This window comes from Streptomyces sp. NPDC050085, from assembly GCF_044460595.1.
GTDB lineage: Bacteria > Actinomycetota > Actinomycetes > Streptomycetales > Streptomycetaceae > Streptomyces.
This window is the reverse complement of the sequence record NZ_JBITJZ010000012.1, coordinates 119,391-134,017: the sequence shown is the minus strand read 5'-3', so window position 1 is coordinate 134,017 and position 14,627 is coordinate 119,391. Positions and strand designations below refer to the sequence as shown.

16 protein-coding genes are annotated in these 14,627 nt (G+C 72.7%); 7 read left to right on the top strand and 9 right to left on the bottom strand.

All coding sequences use genetic code 11. The features are described from left to right. The first annotated feature begins 21 nt into the window (after nucleotides 1-21). Complete coding sequence (locus tag ACIBUY_RS33410; RefSeq protein ID WP_399154604.1) at nucleotides 22-732, top strand: hypothetical protein; 711 nt, start codon at nucleotides 22-24, stop codon at nucleotides 730-732. Here the strand turns inward: ACIBUY_RS33410 and sph are convergent. Both sph and ACIBUY_RS33400 read right to left on the bottom strand, forming a co-directional pair. Beyond that, nucleotides 702-1,685, bottom strand: a complete 984-nt coding sequence (gene sph / locus ACIBUY_RS33405) for a sphingomyelin phosphodiesterase (protein WP_399154603.1) — start codon at nucleotides 1,683-1,685, stop codon at nucleotides 702-704. The two genes, ACIBUY_RS33410 and sph, sit on opposite strands and share 31 nt — an antisense overlap. Before the next feature lie 79 nt (nucleotides 1,686-1,764). Next, nucleotides 1,765-2,442 carry a triacylglycerol lipase gene (locus ACIBUY_RS33400; RefSeq protein WP_365572376.1) on the bottom strand — a complete coding sequence of 226 codons (678 nt, stop codon included), beginning with the start codon at nucleotides 2,440-2,442 and terminating at the stop codon, nucleotides 1,765-1,767. A gap of 246 nt (nucleotides 2,443-2,688) precedes the next feature. On the opposite strand from ACIBUY_RS33400, the gene ACIBUY_RS33395 reads away from it, so the two are divergent. From ACIBUY_RS33395 to ACIBUY_RS33385, 3 genes are all read left to right on the top strand, one after another. Further along, nucleotides 2,689-3,174 (top strand): Lrp/AsnC family transcriptional regulator, encoded by a 486-nt coding sequence (locus ACIBUY_RS33395; RefSeq protein ID WP_399154602.1) that lies wholly within the window; start codon nucleotides 2,689-2,691, stop codon nucleotides 3,172-3,174. A 34-nt stretch (nucleotides 3,175-3,208) separates the two neighbouring features. Then, nucleotides 3,209-3,928, top strand: coding sequence for an HAD family phosphatase (locus ACIBUY_RS33390; RefSeq protein ID WP_365572381.1), 720 nt, complete (start codon nucleotides 3,209-3,211; stop codon nucleotides 3,926-3,928). 96 nt (nucleotides 3,929-4,024) lie between these two features. After that, nucleotides 4,025-5,026, top strand: coding sequence for a Ppx/GppA family phosphatase (locus ACIBUY_RS33385; RefSeq protein ID WP_399154601.1), 1,002 nt, complete (start codon nucleotides 4,025-4,027; stop codon nucleotides 5,024-5,026). Here the strand turns inward: ACIBUY_RS33385 and ACIBUY_RS33380 are convergent. The 3 genes from ACIBUY_RS33380 to ACIBUY_RS33370 all read right to left on the bottom strand — a co-directional run bounded on the left by ACIBUY_RS33380 (nucleotide 5,023) and on the right by ACIBUY_RS33370 (nucleotide 7,239). Further along, nucleotides 5,023-6,123, bottom strand: a complete 1,101-nt coding sequence (locus ACIBUY_RS33380) for an LLM class flavin-dependent oxidoreductase (protein ID WP_399154600.1) — start codon at nucleotides 6,121-6,123, stop codon at nucleotides 5,023-5,025. The two genes, ACIBUY_RS33385 and ACIBUY_RS33380, sit on opposite strands and share 4 nt — an antisense overlap. Beyond that, nucleotides 6,123-6,647 carry an SRPBCC family protein gene (locus tag ACIBUY_RS33375; protein WP_399154599.1) on the bottom strand — a complete coding sequence of 175 codons (525 nt, stop codon included), beginning with the start codon at nucleotides 6,645-6,647 and terminating at the stop codon, nucleotides 6,123-6,125. Before ACIBUY_RS33375 ends, ACIBUY_RS33380 begins: the two co-directional genes overlap by 1 nt. Nucleotides 6,648-6,741: 94 nt before the next feature. After that, nucleotides 6,742-7,239 (bottom strand): helix-turn-helix domain-containing protein, encoded by a 498-nt coding sequence (locus ACIBUY_RS33370; protein ID WP_365572393.1) that lies wholly within the window; start codon nucleotides 7,237-7,239, stop codon nucleotides 6,742-6,744. Between the two features lie 205 nt (nucleotides 7,240-7,444). Here ACIBUY_RS33370 and ACIBUY_RS33365 point away from each other — a divergent pair, with 205 nt between their 5' ends. Both ACIBUY_RS33365 and ACIBUY_RS33360 read left to right on the top strand, forming a co-directional pair. Beyond that, entirely contained in the window at nucleotides 7,445-8,302 is an 858-nt protein-coding gene (locus ACIBUY_RS33365) for a MoxR family ATPase (protein WP_365572396.1), read from the top strand. 11 nt (nucleotides 8,303-8,313) lie between these two features. Continuing rightward, nucleotides 8,314-9,669: a VWA domain-containing protein gene (locus ACIBUY_RS33360; RefSeq protein WP_399154598.1), complete on the top strand. Its 1,356-nt coding sequence runs from the start codon at nucleotides 8,314-8,316 to the stop codon at nucleotides 9,667-9,669. 16 nt (nucleotides 9,670-9,685) lie between these two features. Here ACIBUY_RS33360 and ACIBUY_RS33355 read toward each other — a convergent pair whose 3' ends face one another. Then, the gene (locus tag ACIBUY_RS33355) at nucleotides 9,686-10,942 is read right to left on the bottom strand and encodes an amidohydrolase (protein ID WP_399154597.1); all 1,257 of its coding nucleotides are present in this window, start codon (nucleotides 10,940-10,942) and stop codon (nucleotides 9,686-9,688) included. A 209-nt stretch (nucleotides 10,943-11,151) separates the two neighbouring features. Between ACIBUY_RS33355 and ACIBUY_RS33350 the strand changes: the two genes are divergently transcribed. Continuing rightward, the gene (locus ACIBUY_RS33350; protein ID WP_365572404.1) at nucleotides 11,152-11,640 is read left to right on the top strand and encodes a response regulator; all 489 of its coding nucleotides are present in this window, start codon (nucleotides 11,152-11,154) and stop codon (nucleotides 11,638-11,640) included. 39 nt (nucleotides 11,641-11,679) lie between these two features. Here the strand turns inward: ACIBUY_RS33350 and ACIBUY_RS33345 are convergent, their stop codons facing one another. The 3 genes from ACIBUY_RS33345 to ACIBUY_RS33335 form a co-directional block, all read right to left on the bottom strand. Continuing rightward, on the bottom strand, nucleotides 11,680-12,366 hold the full coding sequence (locus ACIBUY_RS33345; protein ID WP_365572406.1) for a GntR family transcriptional regulator: 687 nt from the start codon (nucleotides 12,364-12,366) through the stop codon (nucleotides 11,680-11,682). 175 nt (nucleotides 12,367-12,541) lie between these two features. Further along, complete coding sequence (locus ACIBUY_RS33340; RefSeq protein WP_399154596.1) at nucleotides 12,542-13,543, bottom strand: proline racemase family protein; 1,002 nt, start codon at nucleotides 13,541-13,543, stop codon at nucleotides 12,542-12,544. A 54-nt stretch (nucleotides 13,544-13,597) separates the two neighbouring features. Beyond that, nucleotides 13,598-14,500 carry a dihydrodipicolinate synthase family protein gene (locus ACIBUY_RS33335; RefSeq protein ID WP_399154595.1) on the bottom strand — a complete coding sequence of 301 codons (903 nt, stop codon included), beginning with the start codon at nucleotides 14,498-14,500 and terminating at the stop codon, nucleotides 13,598-13,600. Nucleotides 14,501-14,627 lie beyond the last annotated feature (127 nt).

Sequence of the window (14,627 nt, the reverse complement as noted above, 5' to 3'; positions counted from 1 at the left end):
CCAACCCCCAGGACTGCTTCCGTGGACTTCATCCTCATGCTCACCCGCGCCGACCGGACGGTGTCCGACTGTCTGCGCGCCCTCGACGAGGTCGCGGGGCTCGGCATCCGCCACATCGGCTTCAAGGACGTAGGGGCGGACCTCCCCACGCTCCGTCAACTCGCCGCACGCATACACGACTTGGGGGCGATCAGCCACCTGGAGGTGGTCAGCGAGTCCCGGGACGACGCGCTGGCGTCCGCGCGGGCCGCGGTCGACCTCGGCGTGGACCGTCTCATGGGCGGCACCTGGATCGAGGAAACCCTCGCCCTGTTGGAGGGCACCGGCATCGAGTACCTCCCGTTCGCGGGCCGCCCGTTCGGGCATCCCACCCGCCTCGCCGGTACGCCCGAGCAGATCGCGGCGGACTGCCGCAGGGCCGCGGCGGCGGGCTGCGCGGGCGTCGATCTGCTCGCCCACCGGGCCACGGAGGCGGACCCGCTCGAGCTGGTCCGCGCGGCCCGCGCCGCGACCACGGGCCGTCTCGTGGTCGCGGGCAGCATCACGACACCGGCCCAGATCACCGCGCTCGGCGCCGCGGGGGCGGACGCCTTCACCATCGGCTCGGCCCTGTTCGCGGGCGCGGTCGATCCGACGGCGGCGACCCTGAAGTCCCAACTGGCGCCCGTCCTTGCGGTGTTGGAGGAAGCCGGGACCGGACGTCAGTCGGCCGCGAACGCCACCAGCGGATAGTGGTCGGACAGGTTCGTGTACGTGTAGCTGGTGCCCCAGCTCGACACCGTCCACGGCGCCGACCGCTCGGGCACGACCTCGTTCGTCCAACGGGCGGGCCGCGCATGGCCGTTGCGGAAGAGAACGTAGTCGAGGTCCTCGCGGGGGTCGTCGGGGTAGCGGTAGCGGGCGACGGAGTTCTCCTGTGTGTCGAAGGAGTAGGCGTGGCCCGTGCGCGCGTCGGCCGGAGCGAGTCCGGCGGCGTCGAGCATCGAGGCGTACTCGGCGCTGCGCGAGTCGACGTTCATGTCGCCCGCCACGACGACCTCTTCGGAGGCAGGGATGTGCCGGGCGTCGAGGAACGCGTCGATCGCCCGGAACTGGGCGGCCCGGTCCGCCTGTGCCTCGCCGTCGCCGCACCCGGAGTCCGTCGACTGCGTGTGCGTGCCGACGACGTGCACCAACGCGCCGCGGACGTCGAGGACGGCGTACACGAACCCTTTGTTGGACCACCGGTCGGAGCCGCAGGCGTCCCGGTAGACGTACTGCTCCTTGTGCAGGATCGGCCACTTGCTGAGCAGGGTGACGCCGCCGTCCTCGGGCGTGGTCGCGGAGTAGGCGCCGCCGGTGGCGTCCCAGCCGTCGGTGCCGCGGCCGACGACGGGCGTCCGGTACGGGTACGCGCCCGCGGCGGCCTGCTGGAGCTGCGCCGAGGCCGCGTTGTCGAAGGCCTCCTGGAGGACGACGACGTCGTTGCCCTGGAAGAAGGAGGCGCGGGGGATCTCCGCCGCCCGGTGCTCCTGGCCCCAGTTCGGGTAGAGGTTCCGGCTCATCAGGAACGAGTTGTACGTGAGAACGCGCAGGGCCGGAACCGGGTCGGCGGCGTCGGCCGCGTCGGCAGCAGGGCTGCCGGCCGCGACACCGGTCAGGGCGAGCACCGCGGTGAGGGCGGCACGGAACGGGGCGTGGGGCAACGGGACTCCTGACGGGCGGGGCGGGCGGGGCGGGCGGGGTCCGGCGGAGGGGCGCCGCCGATCATCCGGACTCCGGCGGTCACGAGGCAAGGAAGGCGCGCACGCCTTGCGAGACCCCGTCGTCGCCGAGCAGCTCGTTGTGGTCGAGGCAGCCCGCCCCGGTGTTGACGGCGCCGTCGAGCGGCACGCTGTCGTCGGGGTTGATGACCTCGTCGCAGCTGGACCAGTACGTGGCGTACCGGGTGGAGCCCGGCGTCTCGTCGCCGTCGGCCAGGTGGTCCTGGACGTAGCTGCCGGGTGACATGTCGCGGCAGGCCTGGCTCCAGGCGGCGCAGGCCCAGGCCGTGTACGTGCCGTGGTTGGGGCCGCCGAGCGATATCCAGTGCGCGACGTGCGCGGCGCCGCCGTCGAACTTCAGGTACCAGCGGGTCGGCAGGCTGCCGAAGGAGTGGGCGACGATGTCGACCTGGTCGGCGCCGGTCCGGGCGCGGACGCCGTCGACGTACGCGGCGAACTGTCCGGCGAGGGTCTCGTTCACCGACGCGGAGGTGTCGTAGCCCCAGCGGAAGATCTCACCGTCCGTGTAGCCGGACGCTTCGAGGTCGTCGGAGAGGCTGCCCCAGACGCCCGGGTCGGCGTTGTAGCCGTGGACGAGGATCACCGGACGGTGGGCGGCGGCGCCGGCCGTCGGGGCCGCGTACAGGAAGGCGGCGAGCGAGACGAGGACGGCCAGGAGGAGTGCGGGGCGACGGCGCATGAGGGGCCTTCCGCGAGGCTGAGGGGGGTGAAGTGGCGGAGTGCAGCGGGATGCTAGAGGGCGGCGTCGCAGATGCACAGAGCTGCGGACGGGCCGCGACGGCCTATGGCCGAAAAGCGCCGTACCGGGCAGTCGGCCCGAGAAACGGCGGCCCGGTTGGACCATTGGTACAGTCGGCCGCGATGTACGACGTGATCGACCGCGTGATCCGGCACGTCACCGATGGAGCCCGAGGAGCCGCACGTCATGGCCGTCGACCAGCTCGACACCCGCATCCTGCGCCTGCTCCTGGAACAGCCCCGGACCAGCGTCCGCGAGTACGCCCGCATCCTCGGCGTCGCCCGCGGCACGCTCCAGGCCCGTCTGGACCGGCTCGAACGCGACGGCGTGATCACGGGTGTGGCCCCGTCCCTGTCCCCCGCGGCGCTCGGCCACCCGGTGCTCGCGTTCGTCCACATCGAGGTGACGCAGGGCCACCTGAGCGAGGTCGGCGACGCGCTCGCGGAGGTCGCGGAGATCATCGAGGCGCACTCCATCACCGGCGGCGGCGACCTCCTGGCCCGGGTGGCGGCACGCGACGCCGGTCATCTCGAGGACGTGGTCCAGCAGCTCAACCGGCTGCCGGGCGTGGTCCGCACCCGCACCGAGGTCGCCCTGCGCGAGCGCGTCCCGCACCGCGTCCTGCCGCTGGTCGAGGCCGTCGGCCGGGCGGCGGCCGCGGACCGCAGGTGATCACCGGGGCCGGTGTTCCTGCATGCTGGAAGGCATGAACGTCCCGATCAGCGACTGCGCGTACCACTTCGGCGCCACCGCGGTGGTCTTCGACCTCGACGGCACCCTCGTCGACAGCGAGCCCAACTACTTCAAGGCGTCCCTGGGCACCCTCGCCGAGCACGGCGTCACGGACTTCACCTGGGCCGACCACGAGTCGTACGTCGGTATCTCCACGCTCGAGACGATCGAGATGTGGCAGCGCACGTACGGCATCGAGACCCCGGTGCAGGACGTCCTCGCCGACGTCAACGCCCGCTATCTGGAGCTGGCCCGCGCGGACACGCACGTCTTCCCGCAGATGCGGCTGTTCGTCGAGCGGCTGCACGCGTCCGGGGTGCCGATGATCGTGGCGTCGGGCTCGTCCCCGGAGGCGATCGAGGCGATCCTGTCCGGCACCGGGCTCGGGGCGCAGCTGACGCGGTACGTGTCGGCGGACGAGGTCGAGCGGGGCAAGCCCGCGCCCGACGTGTTCCTGGAGGCGGCGCGGCGGCTCGGCGTGGATCCGGCGCACTGTGTGGTCCTGGAGGACGCGGCGCCCGGCGCGGCGGCGGCGCACGCGGCAGGCATGCGCTGCATCGCACTGCCGTACGTCGCGGCGCAGGCGGACGACCCGGCGTTCACCACGGCCGACCTGCTGTTCAAGGGCGGCCAGGAGGAGTTCACGGCGCGGGCCGCGTGCGCGTGGCTGGAGCGTTCGGCGCCGTCCGCCTGACGTACCGAACCGGGCGGCCGGTATTGACCTCGGCGTCGGCGTCCGTGACCATGACGGCTTTGATCACCGCGTTGTGGGGGGGGTACTCGGCCGGTCATGAGAATCAGTGTGGTGGACGTCGGATCGAACACGGTGCGTCTGGCGATCGCCGACGCGCGGCACGGAGCACCGCTGCCGGTGCACACGGCCAAGCGCAGGCTGCGCCTGTCCGAGGAGGTCGACGAGGACCGGCGACTCGGGCCGCGGGCCGTCGAGCTGATCGCCGAGGCGGTCGCGGACGCGTACGCGGAGGCCGAACGGTGGGGCAGCGACGAGCCGTTCGCCTTCGCCACGGCCATCGTGCGCGACGCCCCGAACCGCGACGAGGTGCTGCGCGCGGTCGAGCAGAGCACCGGCGTACGCCTGCGGGTGCTGCCCGGCGAGGAGGAGGCGGAGCTGACGTTCCTCGCGGCGCGCCGCTGGATGGGCTGGCGGGCCGGGCCGCTGGGCGTCCTCGACATCGGCGGTGGCACGCTCGAGGTGGCCCTGGGCCGCGGGCGGCTGCCGGACTTCGCGATCTCGCTGCCGCTGGGCGCGCGGCGGCTGACCCGCGAGCTCCTGCCGGAGGCGGACGCGCCGACGGAGGCCGAACTGAAGACGCTGCGCCGCCACGTCCGCCACCAGCTGCGGGACGTGGCGGCGCGGGTCCGCTGGGAGGGCCCGCTGACGATGACCGCCACGTCCCGTACGTTCACGCAACTGGCGCGGCTGTGCGGGGCGCCGGCCGGGCGGCACGGTCCGTTCGTCGACCGGGCGATCAGCCGCAAGGCGCTGCGCACGGCGGTCACCGACCTGGCGGCGCTGCCGGCCTGGCGCCGCGCCGAACTCCCCGGCATCTCGGCCCCGCGCGCGGCCCAGTCCCTCGCGGGCGCCCTGGTCGGCCACACGGCGATGAAGCTGATGGACGTCCGCGAACTGACGATCTGCCCCTGGGCGATCCGGGAGGGCATCCTGCTGCGCCGCATCGAGGGCGACACCGGCTGGTGGTCGGGGCGCCCGGAGCACACCCCGCGGGAGTCCCGCGCGGAACGCAGGTTGCGGCTGGCCGCGCAGTCCTAGTCCGCGGCCACGGCCGCGGCCGCGTCCATGGCCGCTTCCCCGTCCACCTCCCCGTCCACGTCCCGTACGAGCTCGATCGCCCGGCCCAGCGTCGTGAGCCGGGCCTCGAGCGTGTCGCCCGCGGGGTAGAGGCGGACCGTGTCGACGCCCGCGTCGCGCCAGACCTTCAGCCGAGCCCGCACCATGTCCTCGGTGCCGATGAGGGTCGTGGCGAGGACCATCTCGTCGGTGACGAGGGCGGCGGCGCCGTCGCGGTCGCCGGACTGCCAGCGCTCGCGCACCGCGGCGGCGACCTCGGCCCAACCCTGCCTGCTGTAGGCCTGGTTGTAGAAGTTGGTGGTGGCTGAGCCCATGCCGCCGAGGCTGAAGGCGAGCTCCTTCTTGCGGCCGGCGACGATTCCTCGCAGGGCCTGTTCGTCCTCGGCGAAGTTGACCTCGGCGCCCTGGCAGATGTCGAGGTCGGCGCGGGTGCGGCCGGACACCGCGAGTCCGGCGTCGAGGTGGTCGAAGTACGCCGCCCCGGCCCCCTCGGGCACGAAGCTGGTGCCGAGCCAGCCGTCGGCGACCTCCCCGGTGAGCCGGAGCATCTTCGGCGACAACGTGGCCAGATACACGGGCAGTTCGTGCTCCGCGCGCATCGACAGGCGCATGGGCCTGGCGTCGCCGCCGGGCAGCGGAAGCGTGAACTCCCGCCCCTCGTAGGCGAGTTTCTCCCCGGCGACCGCCATCCGTACGATCTCCACCGTCTCCCGCATCCGGCTCAGCGGCCGCGCGAACGGCACCCCGTGCAGCCCCTCGATCACCTGCGGTCCGGACGGGCCGAGACCCAGCAGGAAGCGGCCCTCGGAGAGGTTGGACAGCGTGATCGCGGCGCGGGCGATGGCCGCGGGGGTGCGCGTGGCGAGCTGGATGATGCCGGAGCCGAGCAGCAGCCGCTCGGTGCGGGCCGCCAAGTAGCCGAGGGCGGAGGGTGCTTCGGAACCCCAGGCCTCGGCGACCCAGCAGATGTCCATGCCGAGCTTCTCCGCCTCGGTGACGAAGTCGACGGTCTCCCGCCAGTTCCCGCCGGACGCCTCGATCGTCGTGGACGTACGCATCACAGACCCGCCCCTTCGGCCAGCGCCTTGAGCGCGTCGAGCGTCACGCCCATGTTCCGCTCGAACTCCCGCAGCCGTACGAAGACGATCTTCTGCTCCTTCTCCGGCATCCGGTCGATGGCGTGGGAGAGCCCGGAGCGGCCGGGGCCGAGCTGCATCCACTGGGTCAGTTCCGTGGCGCCGTCGTCCGTCGCGTCCAGGGTGAACCGCCAGACGGCGCTGGGCAGTTCGAGGTCGGAGACCGCCCAGGCGAAGACCCGGGGCGCCTCGCACTCGACGACGTACGACGTGGTCTCCCACTCCCCGAACGACGGGTGCTTGCTGCGGCCGACGAACCGCGCGCCGACCGCCGGGCCCGGCTCCTCCGGCTCCTGCTCCCAGGCCACCGACTGCAGCTCCTCGCTCAGGCGCGGCATCAGGCCGATGTCCGACACCAGCTCCCAGACCTGCCGCGGCGGCGCCTCGATCCTGCGCCGCACCTCGACGGTCGGGGTGTCCGCGTACCGCGCGCCTGTCCACTCCATGGTGCCCCACCTCTCTGTGTCACCGGCCCTGACCACGAGAGTTTCGTAGATGGACTCACTGCGTCAAGAGGAGCACGGCAAGCGGTGCACAAGATCAGCGGGTGAAGCGCTCGCGGATGTCGGGGCGCTGCGCGAGCCGCTTCGGATAGCCGGGGCCCATCCGCGGACGGGTGTCGTCGGCGCTCATCGGCTCACCGCAGTCGGCGCACACGACCGCCGCCTCGCTGTGGTGGCCGCAGCGCTCGTGCTCGAAGACGACGGGCGGGCCCGCCTCACCGGACAGCCAGCGGTTGCCCCACGCGTTCATCGCGGCGAGCACCCCGAAGAAGTCCCGGCCCATCTCGGTGAGGACGTAGTCGTGGCGCACCGGAGCCGTCTCGTAGGCGCGCTTCTCCATCAGCCCGGCGTCGACGAGGCGGCGCAGCCGTTCGGCGAGGGTGGTGCGGGCGATGCCGAGCTCCTGCTGGAAGGCGTCGAACCGGGTGATGCCGTAGAACGCCTCGCGCAGCACGAGCGGGGTCCACCAGTCGCCGAGGAGATCCATGGTGCGGGCGATGGAGCAGGGCCAGTCGGCAAAGGAAGTGCGCCTCATGGGGCCAGGATACGAAAGGCGCGCAAGTGGGTTCGCGTACGAGACTTTGCAGACGGCCCCGGGTTTTCCGCGGGACGTGACGGCGGACGTGACGGCGGACGTGACGTTCGCCATGAACGGCTCGGGACGGTTGTGGGCGCCCGCCCGAGCTGATCAGCTGGACCCTTCGCACGACCCTTCGCAACGCACCGAGCTGGAGGCCCCGTTGTTCACTTCCGTGGACGATGTCACCGCGCGCCTGGCCGAGACCGGATACCTGGCCTCGCCCGCCGTCGCGACCACCGTGTTCCTGGCGGCCCGGCTCGGCAAGCCGCTGCTCGTGGAGGGCCCTGCGGGCGTCGGCAAGACGGAGCTGGCGAAGGCCGTCGCGGCGATCAGCGACGCGCGTCTGATCCGGCTGCAGTGCTACGAGGGCGTCGACGAGTCCCGCGCCCTGTACGAGTGGAACCACGCCAAGCAGTTGCTGCGCATCACGGCGGGCCGCGACGAGACGTGGGACGAGACGCGCACCGACATCTTCAGCGAGGAGTTCCTGCTGACGCGTCCGCTGCTGACCGCGATCCGCGGCGACGACGCGAAGGTCCTGCTCATCGACGAGATGGACAAGGCGGACGTGGAGGTGGAGGGCCTGCTGCTCGAGGTGCTCTCCGACTTCCAGGTGACGGTGCCCGAGCTCGGCACCATCAGCGCCACGCGCCGCCCCTTCGTCGTCCTCACCTCGAACGCCAGCCGCGAGCTGTCCGAGGCGCTGCGCCGCCGCTGCCTGTTCCTCCACATCGGCTTCCCCGAGGAGGAGTTGGAGCGCCGCATCGTCGCCCTGAAGGTGCCCGAGCTCGACGCCGTGCTCGCCGAGTCGCTGGTCCGCGTCGTGGGCGCGCTGCGCGCGATGGACCTGCGCAAGGTGCCGTCGGTGGCGGAGACCGTCGACTGGGCGCGCACGCTGCTCGCGCTCGGCGCGGACCGCCTCGACGAGGAGGTCGTGCGCCAGTCCCTCGGTGTCGTCCTCAAGCATCAGGAGGACGTACAGACGGCGACGGCCAAGCTCGACCTGGACGCCGTGTGAGCACGGCGCCGATGCCTTCGGTCGCGGACCGGGTGACGTCGCTGGTGCGGGCGCTGCGCTCGCACGGCATCCGGATCGGCACGGGCGAGAGCGTGGACGCGGCGCAGGCGGTGGCGGCGCTCGGTCTCGACGACCGGGAGCACCTGCGCGAGGGCCTCGCGGCCGCCCTGCTCCACGACCAGGGGCAGCGCGCCGTCTTCGACCCGGTCTTCGACCTGTACTTCCCGCGCGCCGTGGACGCCCCCGGCAACGGGCCCGAGACCTTCGACCGGGAGGAGCTGCGCGAGCGTCTCGCGCAGGCGCTCGCCGTCAACGACCTTGCGGCGATGGCCCGGTTGGCGGCCGAGGCCGTCGACGGGCTCGGCGGGTACGGGGCCGTCCCCGGCTCGGACGGCTTCTCCGCGCAGCAGACGCTCGACCGGCTGCGCCCCCAGACGCTGCTCGCGCAGGTGATGGCGGGGATCAGGGCGGGCGGCGGCGAGGCGGCGTTCACCGACCGGATCGAGGCCGACGAGATCCGGCGCCGGATCGAGGCGTTCCGCGAACAGGTGCGCGGTGAGGCGCGGCGCCGGGTCGCCGAGCGGCGCGGCACCGACGAGATCGCCCGCCGGATGCCGATCACCACCGCGGACCGCACGGACTTCCTGTACGCGGGCAAGGCCCAACTCGCCGAGCTGCGCAGGACGGTTCACCCCCTGGCCCGCAAGCTGGCGACGCGGCTCGCGGCCCGCAGGCGGCGTGCCGCCCGCGGCCACATCGACCTGCGCCGTACGCTGCGCGGCTCGCTGTCCACGGGCGGCGTCCCGATGCGCCCGGTGCTGCGCAAGCGGCGGCCCGCCCGTCCCGAACTCGTGCTGCTCTGCGACGTGTCGGGGTCGGTGGCGGGGTTCGCGAGCTTCACGATGCTGCTGGTGCAGGCGCTGCACGACGAGTTCAGCAAGGTGCGCGTCTTCGCCTTCGTCAACCGGGTCGACGAGGTCACCGACCTGATCGCGCGCGGCACCGCCGACGCGGAGGGGCTCGGCGGGCGGATCGCCGCCGAGGCTGCGATCACCGGCTGGCACGGCAGCAGCGACTACGGCACGGCGCTGGGCGAGTTCGTCGAGCGCTACGAGGGCGTGCTCGGCCCGCGTACGTCCGTCTTCGTCCTCGGCGACGCCCGCAACAACCAGCAGGACCCGAACCTTCCGGCCCTGCGCCGCATCGCCCGTACGGCGCGGCGCGTGCACTGGCTCAACCCGGAGCCGCGCTCCCTGTGGGACACGGGCGACTCGGCGGCCGGGGTGTACGCGGACGCCGTGGAGATGCACGAGTGCCGCACGGCACGCCAACTGAGCGCGCTGGTGGGGCGGTTGCTGCCGGTCTAGCGCCTGTCAGGAGGTCCTACTGCGCGTCGCCGAGCCAGGTGAGCGCGGCGACCACGAGGGCCTCGACGCCCGTCGTCAGCGTCGGTTCGACCAGGGGCGCGAAGTGCGGGGAGTGGTTGCCCGGCAGGTCGTCGAGGCGGCCCTCCTGCAGGGCGGTCACCACCGTCTGCGTGTCGAGTCCGCCCCAGAACCAGAAGACCGTCGGCACCTTCAGGGCCTCGCCGAACACGCCGACGTCCTCGCTGGCGTTCACCTGCGGCATCGGCAACAGCCGCTCCTGCCCGAAGTGGGCGGCGAACGCGGCCACCGTCGCCCCGGTGCGCTCGGGGTCGCTCACCAGGGCGGGCGCGCTCGTGCCCCACTCGAGGGTGGGTTCGGCGACGGCCGCGCTCGCGGCGGACTCGGCGCGCACGACGCGCTCCACGGCCGCGCGCACCTGGTCGCGGACCTGCGGGGTGTAGCTGCGGATGTTGACGCCGAGTTCGGCGGTGTCCGGGATGATGTTGTCCTTGGTGCCCGCCTGGAGCCTGCCGACGGTGACGACGGCGGTCTCGGCCGGAGGCACCTCCCGGGCGACGACGCCCTGCAGCCGCGTGACGACGTGCGCGGCCATCAGGACGGGGTCGACCGTGGCCTCCGGGCGTGAGCCGTGTCCGCCGCGGCCGTGCAGCGTCACGTTCAGGGAGTCGGCGGCCGCCATCACGGGCCCCGAGCCGTAGCCGATGAAGCCGGCCGGCAGCGGGCCGACGTGCTGGCCCAGCACGATCTCCGGCGCCGGGAAGCGCTCGAACAGGCCGTCCTCGACCATGTCGCGGGCGCCGCGGGCGAGTTCCTCGGCGGGCTGGAACACCACGAGCAGCGTGCCGGACCACTGGTCGCGGGCCTGCGCCAGCAGGGTGGCGGCGCCGACCAGGCAGGCGGCGTGCATGTCGTGGCCGCAGGCGTGCATCACCGGGACGTCGTGTCCATCGGCGTCGACCCCGCGGGCCCGGCTCGCGTACGGCAGGTCCGTCTTCTCCTCGACGGGGAGCGCGTCGATGTCCGCGCGGAGCATGACGACGGGCCCGTCCCCGTTGCGCAGGAGGCCGGCCACGCCCGTGCCGCCGATGCCCTCGGCGACCTCGTCGAAGCCCGCGTCGCGCAGCCGCCGCGCCAGCAGGCCCGCGGTCCGCGTCTCCTGCAGCGAGAGCTCCGGGTGCCGGTGCAGGTCCCGGTAGAGGTCGGCCAGCTCGTCCCGCATCGCGGCCAGCCCCGCGGTCACCGTCTGCCCCATGCTCCAGCCTCCTCGCACGCGCCGATGCGGGCACGGTACCTCCGCGGTGATCATGGCGCCATGCCGTGGGCCCGACGGCCCGCACGAGGGGCCCATCGATCTCCGGAAGGGGCCGTCCGGCCCCTGTCGCCGCGTCACCGGGACACTTCATCGTTGAGGCGCGGCACATCCCGTGCCCCCTGTCCCTCTGTCCCCCCGAGGACGGTGACATGCCGACGCAATTGAAGGTCCTCCTCGTGGACAACCACGAGGAATCCCTCTTCGCCCTGGAGGGCGCACTGGCTCCACTCGGCTGTCCCACCGAACGGGCGCAGAGCGGGGAGGAGGCGCTGAAGGCGGTGCTGCGCGGCAGCATCGACCTGATCATCCTCGACGTCGTGATGCCGGGCATGACCGGCATCGAGGTGGCCCGGCACCTGAACCGCCTCGACCAGACGTCCGGCATCCCGGTGATCCTGCTGACCGGCCTGTTCCGGCACGCACAACTCGCCGAGGAGGCCTACGAGTTGAACGTGGCGGACATTCTGACCAAGCCCCTTGATCCCTGGCTGCTGCGCATCAAGGTCTCCTCCCACCTGCGGTATCTGGAGCGCATCAGGACCCTGGAGTCCGATCTCGCGCAGCAGTCGCGGGCGTCCCGCAACGGCGAAGCGACGTCCGGCGGCGGCACCGTCTCGCCCGCCGCCGACCGGACATGACCCGCACCCGGCGCCCAACTCGCCCTGGGGGAAGCAGGGTTACGCCGAGTCGGCGGCCCACAGGCCGCGTACGTGGGCGAGGTGGCGGGTCATGACCTCCCGCACCCGCTCCTCGTCGCGGCCGAGGAGGGCGTCGAGGAGTTCCAGGTGTTCCTCGGCGGACGCCTGGAGGCGCCCGGCCTTGACGAGGGCGTCGAGGCCGTAGAGCCGGGACCGCTTGCGCAGGTCGCCGACCACCTCGACCAGGTGGGCGTTGCCCGCGAGGGCGAGCAGCCCCAGGTGGAAGCGGATGTCGGCCTCGACGTACGCGATGAGGTCACCGGCGGCCGCCGCGGTGACGATCTCCTCGGCCACCGGGCGCAGCGCTTCGAGGGCGGCCGGGTCGGCGGTCGTCGCGAGTTCGACGGTGGTGGGGATCTCGATGAGCGCGCGGATGTGCGTGTACTCGTCGAGCTGGTGCGCGGAGACCGCGGTGACGCGGAAGCCCTTGTTGGGGACGGTGTCGACGAGGCCTTCCTTCACGAGGTCGAGCATGGCCTCGCGCACCGGGGTCGCCGAGACGCCGAAGCGGGAGGCGAGGGCGGGCGCGGAGTACACCTCGCCCTCGCGCAGCTCCCCGGCGATCAGGGCGGCGCGCAGGGCGTCGGCCACCCGCTCGCGGTAGCTCCTCTTCTTTCCGCCCAGGTCGGGCAGGACGGGAGCGGCGGCGGGGCCCTTGGCGGCCATGGGACTTCCTCCTCCTCGCGGGCCGGTCGGGGTGCGGGCTTGACCGGCCGTGCAATGTCACGTGGTGCTGGTGCGTCCGACCAGTATCTACGCGGCACGGACCACGGTCACCGTCCGGGTGCGTCGACCTTGACCGTGGCGGCGTCGGGGCGGTCGGCGCAGCGGGCCCGCCGGCTCAGAGGACGAAGCCGGCGGGGAACGGATCGGTGGGGTCGAGCAGGTACTGGGCGGTGCCGGTGATCCAGGCCCGGCCGGTGAAGCGGGGCAGCACGGCGGGGATCCCCGCGACCTCGGTGGTCTCCAGCAGACGGCCCGTGAACCGCGTACCTATGAAGGACTCGTTCACGAACTCGGTGTCCAGCGGGAGTTCGCCGCGCGCGTGCAGCTGGGCCATGCGGGCGCTGGTGCCGGTGCCGCAGGGCGAGCGGTCGAACCAGCCCGGGTGGATGGCCATCGCGTGCCGGGAGCGACGGGCGGTCGAGCCGGGCGCGGCCAGGTAGACGTGGTGGACGCCGCGGATGGCCGGGTCCTCGGGGTGGACCGGCTCGTCCTCGGCGTTGATCGCCTCCATGAGGGAGAGGCCCGCGGCGACGATGTCGTCCTTGCGCGCGCGGTCGAAGGGCAGGGCGAACTGGTCCAGCGGCAGGATCGCGTAGAAGTTGCCGCCGTACGCGAGGTCGTAGGTGACGGTGCGTCCGTCGGCGACGGTGATCTTGCGGTCGAGGCCGACGGCGAAGGAGGGGACGTTGTTGAGGGTGACGTTCGTGGCGCGGCCGTCCTCGACGGCGACCTCGGCGACGACGAGTCCTGCGGGGGTGTCGAGCCGGATCGTGGTGACCGGTTCGACGACCTCGACCATGCCGGTCTCCACGAGGACGGTGGCGACGCCGATGGTGCCGTGTCCGCACATCGGCAGATAGCCGGACACCTCGATGTAGACGACGCCGAAGTCGCAGTCGGGGCGGGTGGGCGGCTGCAGGATCGCGCCGCTCATGGCGGCGTGCCCGCGCGGCTCGTTCATCAGGAACTGCTTGATGTGGTCGCGGTGTTCGCGGAAGTACAGCCGCCGCTCCATCATCGTGGCGCCGGGGATGGTGCCGATCCCGCCGGTGATGACGCGGGTCGGCATGCCCTCGGTGTGCGAGTCGACGGCGTGCAGGACGAGTTTGCTGCGCATGGCCGAGCTTCTCCCTGGAAGATGTGGGGCTGCTGCGGGCGACCGGGACCGGGGTCAGGCGAGGCCGTCGGCGACGGCCTTCTCGGTGGCGGCCCGCACGGACGCCTCCTGCTCGGGCAGGAGCGGGACGCGCGGCGGCCTGACCGGGCCGCCGTGACGGCCGACGATGTCCATGGACAGCTTGATGGCCTGGACGAACTCGACCTTGGAGTCCCAGCGGTGCAGCGCGTGCAGCTTCCGGTAGAGCGGCAGCGCGGTCGCCATGTCGCCCGCGACGGCGGCGCGGTACAGCTCGACCGTGGCCCTGGGCAGGGCGTTGGGGTAACCGGCGACCCAGCCCTTGGCACCGGCGACGGCGAGTTCGAGGAGCACGTCGTCGGCGCCGATCAACAGGTCGAGTTCCGGGGCGAGTTCGGCGAGCCGGTAGGCGCGGCGGACGTCGCCCGAGAACTCCTTCACCGCGTGGATGAACCCCTCGGCGTGCAGCTGCGCGAGCAGTTCGGGCACGAGGTCGACCTTGGTGTCGATCGGGTTGTTGTACGCCACGATCGGGATGCCCGCCTTGGCGACCTCCTCGTAGTGGGCGAGGACGGAGCGTTCGTCGGCGCGGTAGGCGTTGGGCGGCAGCAGCATCACGGACGCGCAGCCCGCGTCCCTGGCCTGCTCGGCCCAGCGGCGCGACTCGGCGGAGCCGTACGCGGCGACGCCGGGCATGACGCGCTCGCCGCCGATGGCCGCGACGGCGGTCTCGACGACCGCGGCGCGTTCCTCGGCGGTGAGCACCTGGTACTCGCCGAGCGAGCCGTTGGGCACGACGCCGTCGCAGCCGTTCGCGATGAGCCAGGTGCAGTGCTCGGCGTACTTCTCGTGGTTGACGGACAGATCGTCGTTGAGGGGCAGGGCGGTGGCGACCAGGACGCCGCGCCAGGGGCGGGCCGTCGGCTCGGTGTTCGTCATGAGGTCCTCTTCGGTGTGGAGTGTGACATGTTACTGAGGGGTGCGGATCCGGTCATCAGGTCGGCGGGGCCCTTTTGGTGACGGGGCTTCAGTGAAGGGGCCTCGGTGAGGGGTCCTTGGTGACCGG